At 72.8% G+C, this 19449-nt stretch carries 19 protein-coding genes and 2 pseudogenes; 19 read left to right on the top strand and 2 right to left on the bottom strand.

The window, feature by feature from the left end; translation table 11 throughout:
* The first annotated feature begins 1 nt into the window (after position 1).
* The 5 genes and pseudogenes from AB0368_RS02245 to AB0368_RS02265 all read left to right on the top strand — a co-directional run.
* Complete coding sequence (locus tag AB0368_RS02245) at positions 2–664, top strand: hypothetical protein (RefSeq protein ID WP_366151924.1); 663 nt, start codon at positions 2–4, stop codon at positions 662–664.
* Between the two features lie 17 nt (positions 665–681).
* A pseudogene (locus AB0368_RS02250) lies at positions 682–2307 on the top strand (phosphoketolase family protein); the annotation flags it as partial.
* A 76-nt stretch (positions 2308–2383) separates the two neighbouring features.
* Complete coding sequence (locus tag AB0368_RS02255; RefSeq protein WP_366152379.1) at positions 2384–3025, top strand: response regulator transcription factor; 642 nt, start codon at positions 2384–2386, stop codon at positions 3023–3025.
* A gap of 425 nt (positions 3026–3450) precedes the next feature.
* Positions 3451–3966 carry a hypothetical protein gene (locus AB0368_RS02260; protein ID WP_366151925.1) on the top strand — a complete coding sequence of 172 codons (516 nt, stop codon included), beginning with the start codon at positions 3451–3453 and terminating at the stop codon, positions 3964–3966.
* A gap of 67 nt (positions 3967–4033) precedes the next feature.
* A pseudogene (locus tag AB0368_RS02265) lies at positions 4034–4300 on the top strand (hypothetical protein); the annotation flags it as partial.
* 166 nt (positions 4301–4466) lie between these two features.
* On the opposite strand, the gene AB0368_RS02270 reads toward AB0368_RS02265, so the two are convergent.
* Both AB0368_RS02270 and AB0368_RS02275 read right to left on the bottom strand, forming a co-directional pair.
* Entirely contained in the window at positions 4467–4811 is a 345-nt protein-coding gene (locus AB0368_RS02270; RefSeq protein WP_366151926.1) for an STAS domain-containing protein, read from the bottom strand.
* On the bottom strand, positions 4808–6031 hold the full coding sequence (locus AB0368_RS02275; protein ID WP_366151927.1) for a PP2C family protein-serine/threonine phosphatase: 1224 nt from the start codon (positions 6029–6031) through the stop codon (positions 4808–4810). The genes AB0368_RS02270 and AB0368_RS02275 overlap by 4 nt, the downstream gene beginning before the upstream one ends.
* A gap of 95 nt (positions 6032–6126) precedes the next feature.
* Between AB0368_RS02275 and AB0368_RS02280 the strand changes: the two genes are divergently transcribed.
* From AB0368_RS02280 to AB0368_RS02345, 14 genes are all read left to right on the top strand, one after another.
* A complete protein-coding gene (locus tag AB0368_RS02280) occupies positions 6127–7632 on the top strand; it encodes a serine/threonine-protein kinase (RefSeq protein WP_366151928.1) in 1506 nt (501 codons plus the stop codon).
* Positions 7633–7805: 173 nt separating this feature from the next.
* Complete coding sequence (locus AB0368_RS02285) at positions 7806–8942, top strand: inositol-3-phosphate synthase (RefSeq protein WP_366151929.1); 1137 nt, start codon at positions 7806–7808, stop codon at positions 8940–8942.
* A complete protein-coding gene (locus AB0368_RS02290; RefSeq protein WP_366151930.1) occupies positions 8939–9787 on the top strand; it encodes an SCO3242 family prenyltransferase in 849 nt (282 codons plus the stop codon). Before AB0368_RS02285 ends, AB0368_RS02290 begins: the two co-directional genes overlap by 4 nt.
* Positions 9784–10629: a sugar phosphate isomerase/epimerase family protein gene (locus AB0368_RS02295; protein WP_366151931.1), complete on the top strand. Its 846-nt coding sequence runs from the start codon at positions 9784–9786 to the stop codon at positions 10627–10629. Before AB0368_RS02290 ends, AB0368_RS02295 begins: the two co-directional genes overlap by 4 nt.
* Positions 10626–11222, top strand: a complete 597-nt coding sequence (locus AB0368_RS02300; RefSeq protein ID WP_366151932.1) for an EboA domain-containing protein — start codon at positions 10626–10628, stop codon at positions 11220–11222. Before AB0368_RS02295 ends, AB0368_RS02300 begins: the two co-directional genes overlap by 4 nt.
* A complete protein-coding gene (locus AB0368_RS02305; RefSeq protein ID WP_366151933.1) occupies positions 11222–12070 on the top strand; it encodes a TatD family hydrolase in 849 nt (282 codons plus the stop codon). The genes AB0368_RS02300 and AB0368_RS02305 overlap by 1 nt, the downstream gene beginning before the upstream one ends.
* On the top strand, positions 12070–13221 hold the full coding sequence (gene eboE / locus AB0368_RS02310) for a metabolite traffic protein EboE (protein ID WP_366151934.1): 1152 nt from the start codon (positions 12070–12072) through the stop codon (positions 13219–13221). Before AB0368_RS02305 ends, eboE begins: the two co-directional genes overlap by 1 nt.
* Positions 13218–14588 (top strand): nucleotide pyrophosphatase/phosphodiesterase family protein, encoded by a 1371-nt coding sequence (locus AB0368_RS02315; RefSeq protein ID WP_366151935.1) that lies wholly within the window; start codon positions 13218–13220, stop codon positions 14586–14588. Before eboE ends, AB0368_RS02315 begins: the two co-directional genes overlap by 4 nt.
* Positions 14585–15655, top strand: a complete 1071-nt coding sequence (locus tag AB0368_RS02320) for a polyprenyl synthetase family protein (RefSeq protein WP_366151936.1) — start codon at positions 14585–14587, stop codon at positions 15653–15655. Before AB0368_RS02315 ends, AB0368_RS02320 begins: the two co-directional genes overlap by 4 nt.
* 121 nt (positions 15656–15776) lie before the next feature.
* Complete coding sequence (locus AB0368_RS02325; protein ID WP_366151937.1) at positions 15777–16853, top strand: LCP family protein; 1077 nt, start codon at positions 15777–15779, stop codon at positions 16851–16853.
* A gap of 198 nt (positions 16854–17051) precedes the next feature.
* Positions 17052–17462: a hypothetical protein gene (locus tag AB0368_RS02330; protein ID WP_366151938.1), complete on the top strand. Its 411-nt coding sequence runs from the start codon at positions 17052–17054 to the stop codon at positions 17460–17462.
* Complete coding sequence (locus AB0368_RS02335) at positions 17459–17767, top strand: transcriptional regulator (protein WP_366151939.1); 309 nt, start codon at positions 17459–17461, stop codon at positions 17765–17767. Before AB0368_RS02330 ends, AB0368_RS02335 begins: the two co-directional genes overlap by 4 nt.
* Positions 17768–17928: 161 nt before the next feature.
* A complete protein-coding gene (locus tag AB0368_RS02340; protein WP_366151940.1) occupies positions 17929–18609 on the top strand; it encodes an MBL fold metallo-hydrolase in 681 nt (226 codons plus the stop codon).
* Between the two features lie 60 nt (positions 18610–18669).
* Entirely contained in the window at positions 18670–19344 is a 675-nt protein-coding gene (locus tag AB0368_RS02345) for a hypothetical protein (protein ID WP_366151941.1), read from the top strand.
* Positions 19345–19449 lie beyond the last annotated feature (105 nt).

Below are 19449 nucleotides of genomic sequence, written 5' to 3' on the forward strand. Positions count from 1 at the left end.
GGTGGCGGAACGCAAGCTCGACGTGCTGGTGGTGCACTGGTACGAGCGCCGGAACCGGTCACCGGACGTCGTCGCCCGCTGGCTCGGTGCCGCCCGGGAGCACCTGCCGGAGGCGGTTCCGCTCCGGTTCGGTGACACCGAACCGCTGCGCGGCCGGGGCGACCTCTTCCAGGCGTACGCCCGTGCGGACACGATGCTGCTCCTCGCCGGGACGCCGCCGGTGTACCACGCGTCGCTGGCGGTCGCGGACGCGCGGGGCCCCGTCGCGGTGCACACCCTGCACGCCGAGCTCGACCCCGGCGACGAACGGGTACGTCGGTTCGCGCTCGCGCTGACCCATCCGGGCACCGTGTACGTCTCCGCCTCGGTCGCCGGGGACATGGTCCTCGACGGCACCACCCTGTACGGCCCGGCGGTGCGGCCCGAGGAGCCGTACCTCGCCCCGCGGGGGGACTGGCTCGGCCTGCCGCCGGAGCCGCCCGTGTGGTGCTGGTTCGGTCCCGCCTACGCCAGGCGCGTCGGCGGCGAGTTCTATACCGGTGGCCCGTGGGTGCCCGAGCGGCTGCGAGCCCGCCTGTCCGAGGTGGACCCCGCGCGCCGGCATGCCCGCCGGATGCCGCGAGGACTGCGCCGCTCGGTGTTCGTCGTAGCGTCGCGGACGTGACGACGGTTTCGGAGGACCTGACGACCCTCGGCCGGCTCGACGACGCGGACGTCGCGAGCCTGGACGCCTGGTGGCACGCCAGCAACTATCTGACGATCGGACAGATCTACCTGCAGGGCAACCCGCTGCTGCGCCGCCCGCTCACCCCCGAGGACATCAAACCCCGGCTGCTCGGCCACTGGGGACCAGCCCCGGCCTGTCGCTGATCTACGCGCACGTCTCCCGGCTCATCAGACGGACCGGGCAGGAGGCGATCTACCTCGCCGGGCCCGGCCACGGCGGTCCGGCCCTCGTGGCCGCCGGCTACCTCGAGGGCACTTACAGCGAGATCTACCCGGCGGTCAGCCAGGACGAGAACGGCATGCTCCGCCTCTTCCGGCAGTTCTCGGCGCCGGGCGGCATCCCCAGCCACGTCTCCGTCACCACGCCCGGCTCCATCCACGAGGGCGGCGAGCTCGGGTACGTGCTCGTGCACGCCTTCGGCGCGGTCATGGACAACCCCGGCCTGATCGCCGTGGCCGTCGTCGGCGACGGCGAGGCGGAGACCGGCCCGCTGGAGGGCTAACCTCAACGGCGCGAAGATCGCCGGCCCGACCGTGCTGGCGCGCAAGGACCGCGCCGAGGTCCGCTCCCTGCTCGAGGGGCACGGCTACGAGGTCATCGAGGTCGAGGGTGACGACCTGCCCGGCATGCACCACCGCCTCGCCGCCGCTCTCGCCGGGGCGTGGACGAGGATCCGCGAGATCCAGCAAGCCGCCCGCGGCGGCGACTGGGACGGCACCCGCCCGCGCTGGCCGCTCATCGTCCTGCGCTCGCCCAAGGGCTGGACCGGACCGGACAAGGTCGACGGCGTCCAGGTCCTCGGCACGTGGCGCGCCCACCAGGTGCCGCTGTCCGGCGTCAAGGACAACCCGGACCACCTCGCGATCCTGGAACGCTGGCTGCGCTCGTACCGGCCGGAGGAGCTCTTCGACGAGACCGGCGCGCCGGTGGCCCTGATCCGCGACGCCAACCCCGAGGGCGACCTGCGGATGAGCGCCGGCCCGCACGCGAACGGCGGCAGGCTGACCCGCGACCTCGACCTGCCCGACTTCCGCGACTACGCGGTCGACGTACCCCGCCCGGCGGAGCTGCGCGCCGAGTCGACCCGCAGGCTGGGCGAGTTCATGCGCGACATCTACCGGCGCAACCCGGACACGTTCCGGCTGTTCTGCCCGGACGAGACGAACAGCAACCGGCTCGGCGCCGTGTTCGAGGCCTCCGACCGCGGCTTCATGGAGCACGTCACCGACGCCGACGTGCAGATCGGGCGCGACGGCCGGGTCATGGAGGTCCTCTCGGAACACAACTGCCACGGTTGGCTGGAGGACACCCTCACCGGCCGGCACGGCATGTTCGCCACGTACGAGGCGTTCGCCATGGTCAGCGCCTCCCAGACGGTCCAGCACGGCAAGTGGCTCCAGGAGGCCAAACACCTGCCGTGGCGCGCGAAGGTGCCCAGCCTCAACGTCCTGCTGACCTCGACCGCCTGGCGCAACGACCACAACGGCTTCTCCCACCAGGGCCCCGGCCTCATCCAGGTGGTCCTGACCCAGCGCGGCGACGTGGCCCGCGTCTACCTGCCGCCGGACGCCAACACGCTGGGTGCTGGGGGACTGGGCCGCACGCGGGTGACGGGCTCACTGAACCGCGCAGGGGCGATGATCCGTACCATCGCCCATGAAGGTCTTGCTGGTAGAGGACGACCAGTCCATCGCCGAGCCCCTGGTCGACGGCCTGGCCCGGTACGGCATCGTGGCCGACCACGTGGCCACCGGCGCGGCGGCGCTCGCCGCCGCGCCCACCGACATGGTGCTGCTGGACGCCGCGGTGCGGGACATCGACGGCATCGAGATCTGCCGGCGCCTGAGCCACACCGGCGAGACCCCGCTGATCGTGCTCACCGCCCGCGGCGAACGGACGGACACCGCTCCCGACCTCGGCGCGGACGACTACCTGCCCAAGCCGTTCAGCGTCCCGGAACTCGTGGCCTGCATGCGAGCGGTCAGCCGCCGGCGGCGCGCCGTACCGGTCCGCATCTGCGGGCCGCTGAGCATCGACACCCGTACGCACGAGGTCCGGGTCCACCGGATCCCGGTCTCCCTGAGCCCCAAGGAATACGACCTGCTGACCCTCCTGGCCCAGGACCCGGGCGCGGTGGTGTCGCGGCGGCACATCCTGGAGAGCGTGTGGGGGCCGGCGTTCCCGGGACCCGGCAAGACGCTGGACTTCCATGTGGCGAGCCTGCGCCGGAAGCTGGGTGACCCGGGCTGGATCGAGAACCGGCGCGGAGTCGGCTTCCGCCTCGCGCTACCGGTGTGACCTGACGGCCTCCGCGATCCGGCGGGCGGCCTGGGCCGGCGTGAGGTGCGGCGCCAGTACTGCTCGACCAGGACGGTCATGGGCATCACCCGGGTGCCGCCGGTGTAGTCGAGGACGCGGCGGGCGGTCTCGACGACGAGCTGGCGCCACGGTGGCCAGTGTTGGAAGTTGTCCGTCCCGGGCAGTACGGGCGTGATGTCCATGAGTGTCTCGCCGACCTTCTCGGCGTCGAACACCCGTGAATCCGGGATCAGGTGCTGCACGAGCGCGCTGGTCGTGGTCTTGCGGGCGCCGTGGGTGCCGTTGATCCAGACGATCATGGGACTCGATGCTGGCGCCCGGTGTCATCCGCACGAATGACTCGATTGCGACGAAACGCGCCTATCGTCGAGGTCTGCACACCGCCGGCCTCGGAAGGAGGGCGGGTGACGGAGGAGAACGAGCGGACCGGCGCCGATGTGGTCCGCGAAGTGATCGTCGCGCTGTCACCCCGGGAGCTGCCGTTCCTGGAATCGGTGCTCGACTCCTATCGGCTCGACCCGTGGACCCTCGAGGACGACGCGAGGTCCCCCGTGGATCAGCGCGTGCCCTGGGCGCCGTTCGCCATGGGCTTCGTCGCCCAGGACGTCGTCGGGCTCCTGCGGGCGGCGGGATGGTCGCCCGGGGGCGCGGCTGAGCCGCCGGGCTCGCCGTGGTGGGGGTGGTTACCGTCGCGGGCGGGCCGGCGGCTGCGGTGGGGTGACCTCGCCCTGGTGCCTGATCTCGTCCTTCCCGCCCTCGAGGAGCCTCACCTGCACCGGATCTGGACGGACGCCGTGCGGGCGGCAGCCGCCAAAGGACTCTCACCGGCGGATCGCGAGGCCTTCGCCGCCGCCGTCATCGCCGGCCTCACGGTCGGCCGCCTGCCGCTGTCCCGGCGATGCATGCAGGGCTACGCGTAGGCGACGGCCAGGGAACAGTCCTTCCCGGCCGTAGCGGCAACGATTTCCGCCGGGAAAGAATGCTGCGGTGCACCGGGCCAACGACTACTACGGGCACTCCCACGTCCTGGCCCGCTACTGCGGCGTACCGGCCGGCCCGCCGCCGCGGATGTTCGGCCATCTCCAGCACGGGTGGAACATCGGCGACGGCATGGCCGCCGACCATGAGTACGTGCCCGGCGTGCCGCTGTTCCTGTGGTCCCAACGCACCCGGCGGCGGGCCTGGTCACTAGGGCGGCGCGAGACCTACGTCGTCGGCGCGCCGTGGGCCTACCTGCTGCGGCTCAGGCCCGAACCGCGCGGGTCACCAGTTCGGGGCGGTTGCGGGTCGGGATGACCACGCTGACCTGGGGGGTGTCCATGACGACGGAAGGCTACGGACGCTTGCCGACCGGCCGCTGAACACCAGATGGCCTCCCGCGTGACGGGCATCGACGAATGCAGGGGTGGGGGAGGCGGTCCTACTCCAGCGCCGAAGCCAGCTCCGAGTGGACACTCAGATAGCCGGTCAGGTTCGTCGTCTCGAGCACGCTGCGGACCGCGGGTCTCGGCCCCACGAGCCGGAACCATCCGCCCCGCGCCATCGTGCGGCGGTGGGTCTCCACGAACAGGCTCAGGCCGCCCGAGTCGCAGAAGTCCATCGACGTCAGGTCGGCGATCAGCCGGTCGATGCCGTCCTCGATCGCCTCTTCGATCTCCGTGCGCAGCATGGCGACGCTGTCGCGGTCCAGTTCTCCGGCTACACAGAGCACCCGGACGCCGTCGGCCGGGTCGTGGGTGGTCACGCTGAGTATGTCGGGCATCATGCCGCCTGGTCGTCCGCTCGGGTGGTGGGTGGCACGGTGCGGTGCGCCGCGGCCGACGACCATTCCACCAGCAGCAGCGTCAGGTCGTCGGCCGGGGGTCCGGCTTGGTGCTCGAGGACGGCGTGGGACAGCCGGCGCAGCGCCTCGGGCAGCGGCAAGCCCTCGGTGACGTGCTTCTCCACGGTGTCGGCGAGGCGCTCGGCGCCGAACTGGCGGCCGGTGGCGTCACGCGCCTCCGTCACCCCGTCGGTGTACAGCAGCAGGCGATCGCCGGGGCTGAGGGTGACCTCGCCGTACGTGGCGGCCGGGCCCTCGATGCCGAGCGGCCGGCGCCGGCCGCCGGTCAGCGTGTCGACAATTTTGCCGGCGCGCTGGACGAGCGGTGGGGGATGACCGGCGTTGACGTAGCGCAGGACCCCGGTGTCGAGGTCCAGTTCGGCGAGGACCGCGGTCGCGAACCGAGCGTCCGGGAACTGCCGCATCAGCTCCTCGTCGGCGGCGCGGGCCTGCCCGAGCAGATCGCCGCCGGCGCGGCGGGCGGCCCGGATGCAGGACAGCGCGACGGCGGCGGCGAGTCCCGCACGCATGCCGCGCCCGGTGCCGTCGAGGACGGCGAACTGGGGCCGCCGAGCGTCGACCGTGTAGTCGAAGGCGTCGCCGCCGACGTCGTAGCAGGGTTCCAGCACGGCGGCGACGGCGAAATCGGCGACGCTGACCGTCAGCGGCGGCAGCAGGGGCCAGAGCAGTTCCGCGCCGGCCGTCATCGCGGTGGAACGGCGGACCAGGTGCAGGTGGTCGCCGCGCGGGTTGGTGGTCGTGACGAGGTGGCCCACGAGACCGGCGACGGTCTCGCAGGCGCGGGCCAGCCGCTCGTCCTGGTGGGTGCCGGCGGGCAGCCGTACCTCGAGGACGCCCAGGCGGTCGGTGCCGTTGACCATCGGCGCCCACCGGCGGTCGGCCCCGGCGACCGACTCGACCAGGGTGAACGCCTGCCCGGCGGGGGTGCCGTCGATGGGCTCCGGGCCGGGCGTGGGCCGGCCGGGAACGGCGAGCGGCCGCAGGGACCGCTGCTCGTGGTCGACCAGGTAGACGGTCATCGCCAGGCCCAGCTCGGCGGCGGCCCCGTCGAGGACGCCGCCGAGGTCCTCCGGCCGCCACAGGTGGGAGCGGTCCAGGAGCTCACCGATGACTCCCCACCACTGGCTCTCCTGGATATCCATGCGGCCACCCTACGGCGGTGGCGGCCACCGAGCGCGTATCGGGGCGATCCGGGCCGGCAGGTTTCCCTCCCCGCCGCGCCGGGCACTGCCCGCTGGTGGATCATCGCTACCAGCTGCGCGAGCGCATCGGCGTCGGTGGCATGTCGGTCGTGTGGCGGGCACACGACGAGGTGCTCGGGCGGGATGTCGCGGTCAAGGTGCTGTCCGCCGCGGCCGCCCCGGACCCGGCGCGGCTCAGCCGCATCCGCCTGGAGGCGCGTGCGGCGGCCGGACTGCGGCATCCGAACATCGTCGAGGTCTACGACTACGGCGAGTCCCCGGGCGAGCCCGGCGGCCCCCCGGTGCCGTACGTGGTGATGGAGCTGGTCGAGGGGCGCCCGCTCGCCGGCTTGCTCGCGCAGGAGGCGCTGCCGTGGCGCACCGTGGCGCACCTCGGTGCCCAGGTCGCCGCCGCGCTCGCCGCCGCCCACGCGCGAGGGGTGGTGCACCGCGACGTCAAGCCCGCGAATGTGATGGTGACCCCGGCCGGGGCCAAGCTGCTGGACTTCGGCATCTCGGCCGAGGTGGGCGCCGCCGACGAGACCGACGGCGAGGTGCTGGGCACGCCCGCGTACCTGGCTCCCGAGCGGCTCGACGGCGGCCCGGTGCGCCCGGCGACCGACGTCTACGGCCTCGGCCTGCTGCTCTACCGGGCGCTGGCGGGCCGGATGCCCTGGCACGCCGGGACGGTCACCGAGATGGTGCGCGCCCACCTCTACGCCGAACCGGCACCGTTGCCCCTGATCGCCGGCCTGCCGCCGTGGGTGGCCGATCTCTGCCGTCGGTGCCTGCAGAAGGACCCGAAGGACCGGCCGAGTGCGGCCGAGGCGGCCGGGATCCTGGCTGAGGCGGCCGGCTTGACCCCGCTCGCCGTGCCCGCGCCGGGCGTGGACACGGTGCCGGTCCGCCGTCCCGTGCGCCGCCGGCGGCTGGTGGGCGCGACTGCGGCGGCGGTACTCGCCGTGGGTGCAGCGGGCCTGGCCTGGTCGGTGCAGAACCCTGATCCGGTACGCGGGGGAGCAGCCCCCGCCGCCGCCGCGGGACCGACCGCCGTGCCCATGGCGGCCGCGACGCCCCGCTGCACCGTGCGGTACACCGTCAGCAGCGCACCCGGCGGCCGGCTCGCCAACGCGGTCGCGGTGGTGAATACCGGCCGTACGGCCTTCGCCGACTGGCGCCTCACCTTCGCCCTGCCGTCCGGCCAGCGCCTGGTGCGCGGCTGGGACGAGCGGTGGCACCAGAAGGACGGCAAGGCGCAGGTCCGCGGCGCCGGCCTGGCTCCGGGCGCCACGGCGACCACCGGCTTCGACACCGCGTACGACAAGGGTGCCGCCACGTTCCCGACCCGCTTCGAGGTGAACGGTGTCGCGTGCGAACCGGTGCTGGCGGCGGTGGCCCCGTCCCCGGCAGTCCGGTCTCCGGCACGTCCGGTAGCCGAGCCGGTCAAGGCCGAGAAGTCCGAAGCAGACAACAAGGGCAAGGGCAAGGGCAGCGGCAAGCCGAAGGCGAGCAAGAAGGACAAGGACAAGGGGAAGGGCAAGGGCAAGAGCGGAAAGGGCTGACTGCCACACTTTCGTACGGCCGAGGGGAAAGTTTCTCCGTCACGAGAAGAAGTTTCTCGATATCGAGGGTTTCCTTTGTCCCGTGAGCTGGGTTAGCGTCGCTTCACGTAACACGGGTGATACGTCGTGTTATCGCGAGGCGCGTCTATGTCCGCTCTCGGGAGGGATGCTGCATGCGTACCGGAATCTGGTTGATCGGCGCACGCGGCTCCGTCGCCGTCACCGCGATCGTCGGCGCCGCCGCGCTGCGGGCCCGCCTCGTCGCACCGACCGGCTGCGTCACCGAACTCCCGCAGCTGCGCGGCGCCCCGCTGCCCGCCTGGACCGACCTGGTCCTCGGCGGCCACGACGTGGTCACGCTGCCGCTGCTGAAGAAGGCCGAGACGCTGGCCGCCGCGGGTGTGCTGCCGGGACGGCTGGTGGCCGCGCTCGCCGACGAGCTGGGCCGCACGGAGCAGGACCTGCGACCGTTGCCGGTCCGCGACGCCCAGGCGGACACGGCGCGGCACATCGCCGCGGATCTGCACGAGTTCCGGGAGCGGCACGGGCTGGAGCGGGTCGTGGTGCTCAACGTGGCCACGACCGAGCCGGTCGCGGCGGCGCACCCGGCCCACGCGTCGCTCGCCGCGCTGCGGGAGGCGCTGGACGGCCCGCAACCCGTGCTGCCGCCCAGTTCGCTGGCCGCGTACGCCGCCTTCGAGGCGGCCTGCTCCTTCGTCGACTTCACCCCCTCGACCGGTGCGCGCCTGCCCGCCCTGGCCGAGCTCGCCGACCGCGCCGGGGTGCCGTACGCCGGCAACGACGGCAAAACGGGGGAGACCCTGGTCAAGTCGGTGCTCGCGCCGATGTTCGCGCAGCGCAACCTGCGGGTGACGAGCTGGTCGGGGCTGAACCTGCTGGGCGGCGGCGACGGCGCCAACCTCGCCGACCCGGCCGCGAACGCCGCCAAGGTGGCCAGCAAGCAGCGGGTCCTCGGAGACGCCCTCGGATACCGTCCGGAAGGGACCAGCCGCATCGACTACGTCCCGGAGATCGGCGACTTCAAGACCGCCTGGGACCTGATCACGTTCGCCGGCTTCCTCGGCACCGGCATGCGGCTGGAGTTCACCTGGCACGGGTGCGACTCCGCGCTGGCCGCGCCGCTCGTCCTGGATCTGGCCCGGCTGACCGCCGCCGCGCACCGCGCCGGGCGCCACGGGGCCCTGCCCGAGCTCGGGTTCTTCTTCAAGGACCCGCTCGGCGACGGCTCGTCCGCCCTCGCCGCGCAGTGGGACGCGCTCGCCGGCTTCGTCGCCGGCCTGGGCCGATGAAGGCGCCGCTGCGGACCCTGGCCGAGCTCGTCCGCGCGCCCGCCGCGCTGTCGGTGCCCGGCGACGTCGTGGCCGGCGCCGCGGCCGCCGGCACGCTGGGGCCCCGCAGCGCCGGGCTCGCGGCCGCCTCGGTATGCCTCTACTGGGCCGGGATGGCCGCCAACGACTGGGCGGACCGGGACCTCGACGCGGTGGAACGCCCGGAACGGCCGATCCCGTCCGGCCGGGTGAGCGCGCCGGTCGCGCTGGGCATCGCCGCCGCGCTCACCGCCGCCGGACTGGCCGTCGCCGGGCGGGCCGGCGGCCCTCGCGCCCTCGCCGTCGCGATGCCACTGGCCGCGGCGGTGTGGGCGTACGACCTGCAACTGAAGAACACGGCTGCCGGGCCCGCCGGGATGGCCGCCTGCCGGGCCCTCGACGTGCTGCTCGGGGCCGGCGCCGGCAACCCCGTCCGGGCCCTGCCGGCGGCCGCGGTGATCGGCGTGCACACGTACGCGGTCACGGCGCTGTCCCGGCACGAAGTCGCGGGCAGCCCCGGCGGCGAGCTGCCCGCCGCGACGCTGCTCACCACTGCCGCGGTCACCGGCGCCGTCGCGGCCCGCGGAGGCACCCCCGCCGTGCTGCTCGCCGGGCAGTACGCCACCGCTTTCGGCCGTGCCCAGGCCGCCCTCTTCGGCGACCCGTCCGCCACCCGGGTCCGGTCGGCCGTCGGCGCCGGGATCACCGCACTGCCTGCCTTGCAGGGTGCGCTGGCCGCGCGTGCCGGCCGTACCCTCGCCGGGCTGGCCGTCGCGGCCGCCGTGCCGATCGGCAGGCTGCTCGCGCGCAGGGTTTCCCCCACATGAGCACCCTGCGGTACGGCTACGGCACCAACGGCTTCGCGAACCACCGGCTCGCCGACGCCGTCGGGGTCATCGCCGACCTGGGCTACTGCGGCGTGGCCCTGACCCTCGACCACGATCACCTGGACCCGTTCGCCCCCGCCCTGGCCCGGCGCGTCGCCACCGTCGCCGACCAGCTGCGCGACCGCCACCTCGGCGTGGTGGTCGAGACCGGCGCCCGCTACCTGCTCGACCCGTGGCGCAAGCACGCGCCCACGCTGCTGCACGACGACCGCAAGCTGCGGCTGGACTTCCTGCGCCGGGCCGTCGCCGTCGCCGCCGACCTGGGCGCCGAGGCGGTGTCCTTCTGGGCCGGCGTACGCCCGCCGGAGGTCGACGAGCGCACCGCCTGGCGCCGGCTGGTCGACGGCTGCGCCGAGGTCACCGCCGTGGCCGCGGTGCTCGGGGTCCCGGTCGGCTTCGAGCCGGAGCCCGGGATGCTCGTCGAGGACCTGGCCGGATGGCACCGGCTGCGCGCCGACCTGGGCGCGCCGGCCGCGTTCGGGCTCACCCTCGACATCGGGCACTGCCGGTGCCTCGAGCCGGACCCGGTGCCGCAGTGCGTCGCGGCCGTGGCGCCGTACGTGGTCAATGTGCAGATCGACGACATGCGCCGGGGGGTGCACGAGCACCTCGAGTTCGGCACCGGCGAGATCGACTTCCCGCCCGTGCTGCGGGCCCTGATCGACGGCGGATACCGCGGCCTGGTCGCCGTCGAACTGCCCCGGCACTCCCACGCGGCGCCGACCGTCGCCCGGCAGTCGCTGGCCTTCCTCCGGGCCGCCGAAGAGGAGGCACAGCAGTGACCCTCGACGAGTTGCGGGCCGTGGTTGCCGGCGTACCGGAGAAGGACTGGCTTGACGACGCGGAGGCCCGCGTGCGCGCCGACCCGGACAGCGTCGCGCCGCTCTTCGCCCGGGCCGGGCGCAAGCTGGGCCGGCAGCCGGTGCCGGACCGGCCGGGATGGACCGCCGGGCAGGCCGGGCGGGTGCTGCTGCTGGCCGCGCTCGACGATCCCGCGCGCATCGCGGAGCTCTACTGGCACGGCGACGCGGCCGAACGCCTGGCGGTGCTGCAAGCGCTGCCCCTGCTCGAGATGGGCGACGCTGGAGTGCCGCTGGCGGAGGACGCGCTGCGCACGAACGACCCGCGGCTCGTCGCGGCGGCGCTCGGGCCGTACGCGGCGCATCTGGACGCGAGCACCTGGCGCCAGGGCGTCGTCAAGTGCGTGTTCATGGGGATCCCGCTCAGCGTCGTGGACCGCCTCGAGGACCGCGCCGACGCCGAGCTCACCGCCATGCTCGCCGCCCTGGCCCGGGAGCGCGCCGCCGCCGGGCGCCGCATGCCGGCCGACGCTCTCGCGCTGCTCAACCGGCACCTGCTGCGCAAGGAGGACTGATGCGCGTCTTCGACCCGCACATCCACATGACCTCACGGACCACCGACGACTATCGCAGGATGGCCGAGCACGGCGTGCGGGCCGTGGTCGAGCCCGCGTTCTGGCTGGGGCAGCCGCGCACCAACCCGGGCTCCTTCGCCGACTACTTCGACTCGCTGCTCGGATGGGAGCCGTACCGGGCGTCGCAGTTCGGCATCCGGCACCACGCCACGCTGGCGCTGAACCCGAAGGAGGCCAACGACCAGCGCTGCAAGGGCGTGCTCGACCTGCTGCCGCGCTACCTGGACAAGGACGGCGTGGTCGCGGTCGGCGAGATCGGGTACGACTCGATGACACCGGCCGAGGACGAGGCCTTCGCCGCGCAGCTCGAGCTCGCCGTGCAGTACGAGCTGCCCGCGCTGGTCCACACCCCGCACCGCGACAAGGCGGCCGGCACCCGGCGGACCCTGGACGTCGTGGCCGCCGCCGGCATCGAACCGGGCCGCGTCGCCGTCGACCACCTCAACGAGGTCACCGTCGGCCTGGTCCGCGACACCGGCTGCTGGATGGGCTTCTCCATCTATCCGGAGACCAAGATGTCGCCGCCGCGGATGGTGGAGATCCTCCAGCGGTACGGCACCGAGCGGATCCTGGTGAACTCCGCCGCCGACTGGGGCCACTCGGATCCGCTGCTGACCGTCGAGACCGGGCGGGCCATGCTCGACGCCGGGTTCACCGCCGACGACGTCGACCGCGTCCTGTGGCGCAACCCCATCGAGTTCTACGCCCAGTCCGGGCGCCTCGACCTGGAACCGGTCAGCCCCGGCCCGGCGTACGCGGGCAGCTCGATCACCCGGGGAGGCAGCTGATGCGCCTGCGCCATCGCGACGGGCAGACCGTGCACCTGTCGTACTGCACCAACGTCCACGCCGGCGAGACTCTCGAGGGGATCCTGGATCAGCTCGACACCTACGCCGTACCGATCCGGGAGCGGCTCGGCACCGACGTGCTGGGGCTCGGGTTGTGGCTGTCCGCGCCGGTGGCCGCCGGGCTCGCCTCGGACGTCGCCGACCGGCAGCGGCTGCGCGGGGCCCTGGCGGCGCGCGGGCTCGAGGTGGTGACGCTCAACGGGTTCCCGTACCAGGCCTTCCAGGCGCCGGTGGTCAAGCACGCGGTCTATCAGCCGGACTGGACGACGTCGCACCGGCTGGCGTACACGCTGGACCTGGCCCGGATCCTGAGCGACCTGATGCCGGACGACGCCGTACGCGGGTCGGTCTCGACGCTGCCGCTCGCCTGGCGCGAGCCGTGGAACGCGGCCCGGGCGAGCGCCTGCCGGCGCGGCCTCGACGAGCTGGCCCGCGGCCTGCACCGGATGCCGCGGCCGATCCGGGTGGCCTTCGAGCCCGAGCCCGGCTGCATCATCGAGAACACCGCCGAGGCGGTCGCGCTGCTCGGCGAGGCCGACACGTCGGTGCTGGGCGTCTGCCTCGACCTGGCCCATCTCGCCTGCGCGTGGGAGGAACCGGCGCTCGCGCTCGACCGGCTGCGCGAGGCCGGGCTGCCGGTGGTCAAGACCCAGGTGTCCGCGGCGCTGGCCAGCACCGACCCGCGACGCGACGCCGCGGTGCTCCGGGAGTACGTCGAGCCGCGCTTCCTGCACCAGACCCGCGGGCCGTTCGGGCTGTCCGCCGACGATCTCGACGAGGCCCTGGCCACGCCGGGCGGCGACGAGCAGCCGTGGCGGATCCACTTCCACGTGCCGCTGCACGAGGCGCCGATGCCGCCGCTGCAGACCACGGTCGGCGTCCTCGCCACCGCGCTGCGCGAGCTGGTCGGCGGGGACACGGCGGAGTGCGACCACTTCGACGTCGAGACGTACACATGGCATGTGCTGCCGCCGGCGTCCCGCCCGGACGGCCCCGCGGAGCTGGCCGCCGGGATCGCCGCGGAACTGTTCTTCGCCCGGGCGCAGCTGACCGCGCTCGGGCTCGCGACCTCGCAGGGGGTGTCGTCATGAAACCCGTCGTGGTCCTCGACGTCGTCGGCCTCACCCCGCGGCTGCTGCGGCACATGCCGCGGCTGTCCCGGCTCGCCGGCCTCGGCTTCCAGGCCTCACTGGGCACCGTCCTGCCCGCGGTGACGTGCTCGGTGCAGTCGACCTTCCTCACCGGCGCGATGCCGGCCGGGCACGGCATCGTCGGCAACGGCTGGTACTTCCGCGACCTCGGCGAGGTGTTCCTGTGGCGCCAGCACAACGCCCTGGTCCGGGGCGAGAAGGTCTGGGACGCGGCCCGCGCGGTGGTGCCGGGCTACACGGTCGCGAACGTCTGCTGGTGGTACGCGATGGGCGCCGAGGTCGACTGGACCGTCACGCCCCGGCCGATCTACCACGCCGACGGCCGCAAGGACCCGGACTGCTACACGTACCCGCCCTCGCTGCACGACGAGCTCAGCACCTTCCCGCTGTTCAGCTATTGGGGCGCGAACGCGGGGATCGCCTCGTCGGCGTGGATCTGCCGGACGGCCGAGCACATCATGGCCCTGCACGACCCCGACCTCACCCTGGTCTACGTGCCGCACCTCGACTACGACCTGCAACGGTACGGCCCCTCCTCCCGCCAGGCCGCCCGGGCGGCCGCCGAGCTGGACGCCACCCTCGGCCCGCTGCTCGCCGCCGCGGACGCCCGGGGCGCGACCATCGTGGCCCTCTCCGAGTACGGCATCACGGACGTCTCGCGTCCCGTCGACATCAACCGGCTGCTGCGCGCCGAAGGCCTGCTGCACGTCTACACCCAGGCCGGGATGGAGTACCTCGACCCGTGGACCTCCCGCGCCTTCGCCGTCGCGGACCACCAGGTGGCCCATGTGTACGTGGCGTCGCCGGACGACGTACCCGCGGTCGCCAAGCTGTGCGCCGGCCTGCCCGGCGTCGCCGAGGTGCTGGACCGGCCCGGGCAGGCCGCGTACGGGCTCGACCACGAACGCTCCGGCGAGCTGGTCCTGGTCGCCGAGCCGGACGCCTGGTTCACGTACTACTACTGGCTGGACGACGCGGCGGCGCCCGACTTCGCCCGGCTCGTCGAGATCCACCGCAAACCCGGGTACGACCCCGCCGAACTGTTCTTCGACCCCGCCGGACCGGCCGCCGCCAAGGGCCGCGCGGCACTCGCGTTGCTGCGCAAGAAGCTCGGCATGCGCTATTCGATGACCGTGGTCGGCCTGGACGCGGGGGCGCGCGCGGTCCGCGGCTCGCACGGGCGCCTGCCCACCGACCCGCAGGACGCCCCGGTGCTGCTCTGCTCCGACGCCTCGGCGGCCCGCGACGAGATCGCCGCCACCGAGGTGAAGGGTCTGCTGCTCGAGCTGGCCGGGCTGCCCTCATGACCGTGGACATGGCCCCCGAGACCGATGCGGCCGGCCTGGCGCGGCGGTGCGAGTCGGCGCTGATCGCGTACCTGGACCGGCAGCGGCCGCACTGGCCGGACGGCACCCCGCGGGGCGTCCTCGACGCGGTCCGCCGGTTCGTCCTGGCCGACGGCAAACGGCTGCGCCCGATGTTCTGCTACTGGGGCTGGCGCGGCGCGGGCCAGCCCGACGGCCAGCCGATCGTGGCGGCCGCCGCGGCGCTCGAACTGTTCCACGCCTTCGCCCTCATCCACGACGACATCATGGACGGCAGCAGCCTGCGCCGCGGGCAGCCGACCGTGCACCGACACTTCGCCGACCTGCACGCCCGCCATTCCTGGAAGGGCGAGGCCGTCCGGTACGGCCACAGCGCCGCCCTGCTCTGCGGTGACCTCTGCGCCGCCTGGGCCGACCACATGTTCCACGAGTCCGGGCTGCCGATCGAGTGGATCCACCGCGGCTACCGCCTGTTCACGGTGATGCGTACCGAGGTCATCGCCGGGCAGTACCTCGACCTGGTCTCCGGCGTGGGCGACGGCTCGGTGGCGGGCGCGCTGACCGTGATCCGGATGAAGGCCGCCCGCTACACCGTCACCCGGCCGCTGCAGATCGGCGCCGGCCTGGCCGGGGCGACCGCGCACCTCCAGGCCGCGCTGCAGGCCTTCGGCGACCCGCTCGGCGACGCCTTCCAGCTGCGCGACGACGTCCTCGGCGTCTTCGGCGACCCGGCCGTCACCGGCAAACCGGTCATCGACGACCTGCGCGAGGGCAAGCCGACCGTGATGGTGGCGATGGCCCGCGACCGCGCCGACCGCGCCCAGGGCGCCCGCATCCGGGAACTCTTCGGCAACCCGGCCCTCGACGACGCCGGCGCCGGGGAACTCCGCGCGATCATCGAGGCGACCGGGGCACGCGAGGGCATCGAAGACCTCATCCGCCGGCGCGCCGCGACGGCCACGGCGGCCCTGGACCGGGCGCCGCTGACCGCGGACGCGCGTACGGCCCTCGCGGCGCTGGCATCGTCGGTCGTCTCCCGCCGCCGCTGAGATCACTGCAACGTTTCGGGGTCCCACATCCGTCGTCAAGGATGTGAAAGGAATTCGGCGACACCGCACAGGACGCTCACCCCGCTGGGCGCGCTGGTGCCTCGTCCTCGGGGCACTGCTCATGCTGGGCAGCGGCACGGCGGTCGCCGGCACCCGCGTGCTGCTCGGCTCGGCCACCGACACGGTGAAGAAGCAAAATCTGCTCCCGGCCCGGCCCGAGGCGGAACACGTCACCGTCAAGGGCGCCAAGACCATCGTGCTGGCCGGCCTCGACACCCGCCCCGGCCAGGACCCGAGCAAGCTCACCCGCTCCGACTCGATCATTCTGCTGCACATCCCGGCGAAGCGCGACAAGGCCTACCTGATCTCCCTGCCCCGCGACACCCTCGTGCGCATCCCGCGCTTCGACAACGGCAAGGTCCCCTACGCCGGCGGCGAGAACAAGATCAATGCGGCTTTCGCGTACGGAAGCAGAGGACTGACCGGTGACGAGGCCCTGACCGGCGGCTTCACCCTGCTCGCCGAGACCGTCCAGGACCTGACGGGCATCACCCCGGACGCCGGCGCCATCATCGACTTCCAAGGCTTCCGCCACGTCGTCGACGTCCTCGGCAAGGTCTGCATGTACGTCGACGAGGACACCGCCTCGATCCACGTCGGCACCGACAACCGCACCGGCAAGCGCGCCGCGCCGTACAAAATCAATCCGGACGGCACGGTGAACCACCGGATCAGCGGCGTGACCCCGAACATCTACCGCAAGGGAGACCACTGCTTCACCCCTGCCGAGGCACTCGACTTCGTCCGCCAGCGCGACCTGCTCGCCGACGGCGACTACGACTACGGCCGCCAGCGCCACCAGCAACAGTTCCTCAAGGCGGTCCTCAAGAACATCGCCGGCAGCGGCCTGAACTCCCCGGCGAAACTGCCCGGCCTGCTCAAAGCCCTCGGCAAGACGATGACGGTCGACGACGGCGGCATCCCCCTGCAGGACTGGGTCTTCGCCATGCGAGCCGTCCGCCCGGACGACCTGGTCACCATCAAAACCAACAACGGCACCTTCAACAGCCGCACGATCCCCGGCGTCGGCAGCGCCGAGATCCTGAGCAAGACGAGCCAGGAGCTGCTCAAGGCGGTGAAGAACGACCGGGTGGACGAGTTCGTCCAGGCCCACCCCACCTGGGTCACCAAGAGCTGACCCGCCGCGCCGGCCGCCCAAGCGCTCGCCCTGGCATTCCTCCGCAGCGGCGACATGGGATGTCGTCTGCCGCCCATCAGGAAAGCGGTCGCCACGATCCCGGCGAGCAGTCTGGGGGGCCTTGGGCAGGAACTAGTTGCCAAGACGGAAACTAGTTACTAACTTGGAGCCGGAAGGTCCGGCGAACCAAGGGGCGACATGACCGACAACATTTTCGACAACACACAGGCACGCGCGGCTCTTGATGCTGCCGAGCAGGCACGTGCCGCCGGCCGCCGAGCCGCAGGCCGCTGGGCCCGGCGCTACCTGCTCGGCTTCGGCGCCGTGTCGGCCGGTTCCGTGCTGGCCGTCTGGGCGGTCTCGCCCTGGATATCGTCGGCGTGGTGGGGACTGTGGTACGCCCTGCTCGTCGTGCTGTTCGGGACCTGGCTACGACGCCAGCCGGTGCGCGCGATACCCCGGCGTACGCAGATCCTGACCATCCTGGCGTGGTCCGTGGTGTTCGGCCTCACGATGGCAGTCGGGATCGACTATCCGGTGGCGTATCCGATCGGTGCCGCCGCCGGTTTCTCGGTGTGGGCGGCCGCCGCGTGGTGGGTGGGCCGGTGACCGGAGTCCACCCTCGCCACAGCCTTGATCCGCTGATCCACGCCCCGATCCGGCTGTCCATCATGGCGTTTCTCTCCGAAGTGGATCGAGCGGAGTTCGCGCTTGTCCGCGACACCGTAGAACTCACCGCGGCTGCGCTTTCCAAGCAGGTGTCCATGCTCGAGGAAGCAGGTTACGTGACGGTCGAAAAGGGCTATGTCGGCAAACGGCCGCGGACCTGGCTCACGCTCGCGCCGGCCGGTCGGGAGGCGATGGCTCGCCACCTTGCGGCTCTGCGCGCGATCGCCGACGGCCAATCGCATTGACAGGCGCGGTGTGTGCAGGTCGGACGCGTTGAACAGGGACGGCCTCTTGATGGCGAGCGATCAATTCCCGTGGGCGCCGGCGTCGCCAAGTGGCGGCTCGATCGGGCGGCGTCCCGGCGCGGATCGCGGGCGGGCGCGGTCCGGGGTGGCATGATCGCGCCATGCGCGAAGTGGTGGACGGCGTCTTCGAGGTCGGCATCGGCTATGTCCACGTACACCTGGTGGTGACCGACGACGGCGTCGTGCTGGTCGACACCGGACTCCCGGGTCGCTCCGCGCGGATCGGCCGGGCGCTGCACGACATCCGGCGCAAGATCGGTGACGTCACCACGATCCTGCTCACCCACCACCACGTCGACCACACCGGCGGCCTCGCCGAGGTCCGCCGCCGCTCGGGCGCCCGCGTGGTCGCCCACCGCGACGACGTCCCGTACGTGACGGGCGAGGCCAAGGCGTTCATGCCCCACCCCGTGGTCCGGCTCGTCGGCCTGTTCCTGGGCAAGGCCGAACCGGCCCCCGTGGACGACATCATCACCACGGACAGCGCCACGCCGCTGCCCGGATTCACCGCCCTGCACACCCCCGGGCACACGCCGGGACACCTGTCGTACCTGCTGGACCGCGACGGCGGCATCCTCTTCGCCGGCGACGCGGCCGCCGGTGGCCGGGGCGGCAAGGTCGGCAGCACCCCCAAGATGGTCTCGGTGGACCTCGCCCAGCAGCGGCGCAGCGTCGAGAAGCTCGCCGCGCTCGAGTTCGAGCACGCCGTCTTCGGCCACGGGACGGCCCTGACCGGCCGCGCGGTGGATGCTTTTCGCACCTACGTCGCGGCCGGTAAGTAAGGCTCGGAGACGCTCGGGCCGCCTCACCGCCCTCGAGGCGCTCGTGTGATGATCGCCGATGTGAGCGAATGGCCCTACAACGATCGCCCCGACGGCGTCAGGTTCCTGCCTGAGCGGATCAAGGAACCGGCTCGCACCGAGATCGAGGACGAGATCTGGTCCTGGATCGTGCGCGGGGAGCTCGACGCCCAAGAGTTCGTGTACTACCTCGATGACGACGAGCAGCGCCACGGCCTCACCGACGAGGAGCTCGCGGCGTCCTACGAGAGGGCGCTCGACGCCCGGCGAGCCCAGCAGCGCGGATGGGGTGCTGTGCAGAGCAACCTGACCCTCGCCTTCGCCGAGCTCAACCGGCTCGGCGTGCTGGCAAGGGAGAATTTCAGCTGCTGCGGCACCTGCGCCGCTGCCGAGATCCACGACGAGCGCGACGACTCCCGGCAGTGGCGCGGATACCTCTGGTTTCACCAGCAAGACACCGAGTCGTTGGTGGCAAGTCCGGACGGCTCGGTCTACCTCGGCTACGGCGCCTATCCGCCCCCGGATTTCGACAGGGCCTCCTTCGACGCCCTGTCGACGGATGAGAAGCGAGCCAAGTACGAGGCCGACGTCGAGCGCATGCTGAACGAGCTTGTCTTTCCGGTACTTCGGAGAAACGGCATGCGCGTCGAGTGGAACGGAGACCAGGACACCCGGATCCTCCTCACCGGAGCGCATTGGTACGCGCCCCTGACCTGAGCGCCTCCGGCGCCGGATCGCGAAGGTGGCCTTGTCGTGCGGATGTCGGGACGAGCACCGCTGACGGCGGTAACGTCCGTTTCGCGATAGTTCGACCAGTCATAC

It is taken from the genome of Actinoplanes sp. NPDC051475 (assembly GCF_040689425.1).
GTDB lineage: Bacteria > Actinomycetota > Actinomycetes > Mycobacteriales > Micromonosporaceae > Actinoplanes.

What these genes read in the sequence shown, in the direction of transcription:
- AB0368_RS02340 (WP_366151940.1), top strand. Translation starts at nt 17,929, where the DNA reads ATGCGCGAAGTGGTGGACGGCGTCTTCGAGGTCGGCATCGGCTATGTC.
- AB0368_RS02290 (WP_366151930.1), top strand. Translation starts at nt 8,939, where the DNA reads ATGAAGGCGCCGCTGCGGACCCTGGCCGAGCTCGTCCGCGCGCCCGCC.
- AB0368_RS02270 (WP_366151926.1), bottom strand. Translation starts at nt 4,811, where the DNA reads ATGATGCCCGACATACTCAGCGTGACCACCCACGACCCGGCCGACGGC.
- AB0368_RS02330 (WP_366151938.1), top strand. Translation starts at nt 17,052, where the DNA reads ATGACCGACAACATTTTCGACAACACACAGGCACGCGCGGCTCTTGAT.
- AB0368_RS02325 (WP_366151937.1), top strand. Translation starts at nt 15,777, where the DNA reads ATGCTGGGCAGCGGCACGGCGGTCGCCGGCACCCGCGTGCTGCTCGGC.
- AB0368_RS02315 (WP_366151935.1), top strand. Translation starts at nt 13,218, where the DNA reads ATGAAACCCGTCGTGGTCCTCGACGTCGTCGGCCTCACCCCGCGGCTG.
- AB0368_RS02305 (WP_366151933.1), top strand. Translation starts at nt 11,222, where the DNA reads ATGCGCGTCTTCGACCCGCACATCCACATGACCTCACGGACCACCGAC.
- AB0368_RS02285 (WP_366151929.1), top strand. Translation starts at nt 7,806, where the DNA reads ATGCGTACCGGAATCTGGTTGATCGGCGCACGCGGCTCCGTCGCCGTC.
- AB0368_RS02255 (WP_366152379.1), top strand. Translation starts at nt 2,384, where the DNA reads ATGAAGGTCTTGCTGGTAGAGGACGACCAGTCCATCGCCGAGCCCCTG.
- AB0368_RS02320 (WP_366151936.1), top strand. Translation starts at nt 14,585, where the DNA reads ATGACCGTGGACATGGCCCCCGAGACCGATGCGGCCGGCCTGGCGCGG.
- eboE (WP_366151934.1), top strand. Translation starts at nt 12,070, where the DNA reads ATGCGCCTGCGCCATCGCGACGGGCAGACCGTGCACCTGTCGTACTGC.
- AB0368_RS02275 (WP_366151927.1), bottom strand. Translation starts at nt 6,031, where the DNA reads ATGGATATCCAGGAGAGCCAGTGGTGGGGAGTCATCGGTGAGCTCCTG.
- AB0368_RS02295 (WP_366151931.1), top strand. Translation starts at nt 9,784, where the DNA reads ATGAGCACCCTGCGGTACGGCTACGGCACCAACGGCTTCGCGAACCAC.